Origin of the sequence: Stutzerimonas marianensis (genome assembly GCF_022810315.1) — a bacterium.
Lineage (GTDB): Bacteria > Pseudomonadota > Gammaproteobacteria > Pseudomonadales > Pseudomonadaceae > Stutzerimonas > Stutzerimonas marianensis.
On the sequence record NZ_JALGRD010000031.1, the window covers coordinates 1 to 2,201 of the forward strand.

General features: G+C 58.6%; 3 protein-coding genes. All 3 read right to left on the reverse strand.

The genetic code is table 11. From position 1 onward, the window contains the following. Positions 1-126: 126 nt before the first annotated feature. The 3 genes from MST27_RS22140 to MST27_RS22150 are packed head-to-tail and all read right to left on the reverse strand — an operon-like array spanning position 127 to position 1,863. Positions 127-804, reverse strand: a complete 678-nt coding sequence (locus tag MST27_RS22140; RefSeq protein WP_243608005.1) for a DUF799 domain-containing protein — start codon at positions 802-804, stop codon at positions 127-129. A 9-nt stretch (positions 805-813) separates the two neighbouring features. After that, positions 814-1,176: a DUF4810 domain-containing protein gene (locus MST27_RS22145; protein WP_243608003.1), complete on the reverse strand. Its 363-nt coding sequence runs from the start codon at positions 1,174-1,176 to the stop codon at positions 814-816. A gap of 18 nt (positions 1,177-1,194) precedes the next feature. Then, entirely contained in the window at positions 1,195-1,863 is a 669-nt protein-coding gene (locus MST27_RS22150; RefSeq protein WP_243608004.1) for a CsgG/HfaB family protein, read from the reverse strand. Positions 1,864-2,201: the final 338 nt, after the last annotated feature.

A 2,201-nucleotide genomic window follows, 5' to 3' on the forward strand; every position in this document is an offset into this window, starting at 1 on the left:
GTGACGCTCGGCAAGAAAGGGGCCGGCGTCGGCGGGGGAGCGTTTGTTTACTTTCAGCACGGCCACATTGATGCAGCTGGGCTTGCAGAGAATGGCTGCAGCGTGAACGCTGCAGCCGGGGCGCGATCAGCGATGAGCGAGCTGAGCTTGCTTGTAAAGTGGCGAGCGCGGGCCACTAAGAATTCCGCCGTAGCGTTGGGTGCTGAGGAGGCGACTGCTGGCAATACCGGCGACTTCATGGCTGCGATCGGTCAGGCTGTTGAGCACCTGATTGACGGCTGCGCTGATCAGCATGCCTACCAGGCCTCCCCCAGAGTTGTTCTGGTTTTCCGCAGTGCTGGCAAGCGCGCTGCCTTCCCAGAGTACGTCACCGCTGCGCAGGTCGACGAGCTTGCCGCTAGCCTCGACCGCTACTTCGCTGGTAATCACCTTGTAGCTGCTACCGTAACGGCTGACCTCGATATATAGCGCGGCATCCGCTCCAAAGATTTCGCGCAGCTTGGCGGGCGGTGCCATATGCATCTCGTCCGCGTTCATCAACCCGTTCTGCTTGAAGGTTTCGTCGACCACCGCGACCGGCAGTACGTAATAGCCGGCTTCTGCTAGCGGAGCGGTTACGTGCGACAGAACGCTGTAGCTGGCCTTGACGTCCGGTGAGGTATTGACCGGCGGCAGTACCAAAATCGAAGCCGGGTTGTTTCGCTCGAAGGCACTGTAATCATACGGCGTTTGCTGCGTAGCGCAGCCGGTTGTAAGTACGATGGAGGCAAGCACCAAATATGTCTTGAAAGACTTCAAACGCATCATGTCTGGTCACTCCGCAACGTTGCGCATGAGGAAGTCCATGTACGCAGCGGACTCCGGGAACAGGTTTTTTTCGGTTTCAAATTGCTGGCGAACCTGGTCCGCTTTGCCGATCTCGGCGTAGAGCATGCCCAGGTGTGCATGAAAGCCGGGAGGCGGCGATCGATCCTCAGAGCGTGCCTTTTGCAGGCTGGCTTCAAGCGCAGCGATCTGCTCTTGCGGGCCAGTTTCGTGCTTGAAGTGCTCATAGACCTGCTGTTGGTAGCCGTCCCAGTAATACAGCGGGGGCGTCTGGTTGCCTGCGCAACCAGTGAGCAATAGGGTCGCTAACAGGCTGGCACTGACTGCGCTGGCGCGTACGTACATCTTCATGTTGGTTCTTCCTTGAGCTTATTGCACAGGTTGCCAGGCGCCACTGTCGACGCCGGAGACCAGGTTATTGACGGCTTCCCGGATGGCCAGATCCAGTACCTTGCCGTTGAGGGTGGAGTCGTAACTGGCGGTGCCGCCGAAGCCGATCACTTCGCGATTCGACAGGCTGTACTCACCAGCGCCTTGTGCGGAGAACACCACTTCAGAGGTGTTCACATTGACGATATTCAATGCCACCTTGGCGTAGGCGATCTGCGACTTTCCTCGGCCAAGAATGCCGAACAGCTGATGGTCACCTACTTCCTTGCGACCGAACTCGGTCACGTCTCCGGTGACCACGAAGTCCGCGCCACGCAGTTGAGCACGCTTGTTGGAAATCGCACTTTCCTGGGCGATCTCGTTCATGTTGTCCCGGTCCAGTACGTTGAAGCGATTGGACTGTTGAAGATGGGTGATAAGAATGGTCTTGGCCTGACCACCGAGGCGGTCGACTCCGTCAGAGAATAGCCCGCGCATATAGCTGGACCGGTTATCGAACTTACCGACAGCGATCGGGCTGCGTTGCCCTTGGTAGACACTGCTGGCCGAGGTCACTTTGGCGACTTCAAGGGTGCGCGACTGTTCGGTAGCGCAGCCCCCGAGTAGCAAGCTGATTCCGACCAGTCCGGCCATGAGCTTCTTGTTCATCGAATGAATCTCTCGTTATGTGTGTTGGGTATCGGCCGTCGACTATTTTTGGGTACGGCTTGGCGCTCGCTCTAGGCGAGCGGAGCGATACGGAAAAGAAACAGGCAGGCGGGGGCTGGCTGCGGAGGAAGGGGCGAAGCGTCCATGACTGCTATTCCTTGTCCGGGCGCACGCCAAAGTACCGCGTCGGGCAGCCAGACTGCGGCGCGGAGTCTACAAACTAGGGTGGCACGGTGCCAGTGCTGGAGTTCGCAAATAAGCTGGACGTCACTGCCATCCGTCAGCTCAACAGATTACATGTGTTGCGCGCCCAACCGGTCCCCAAAAGCCGCCAGCGC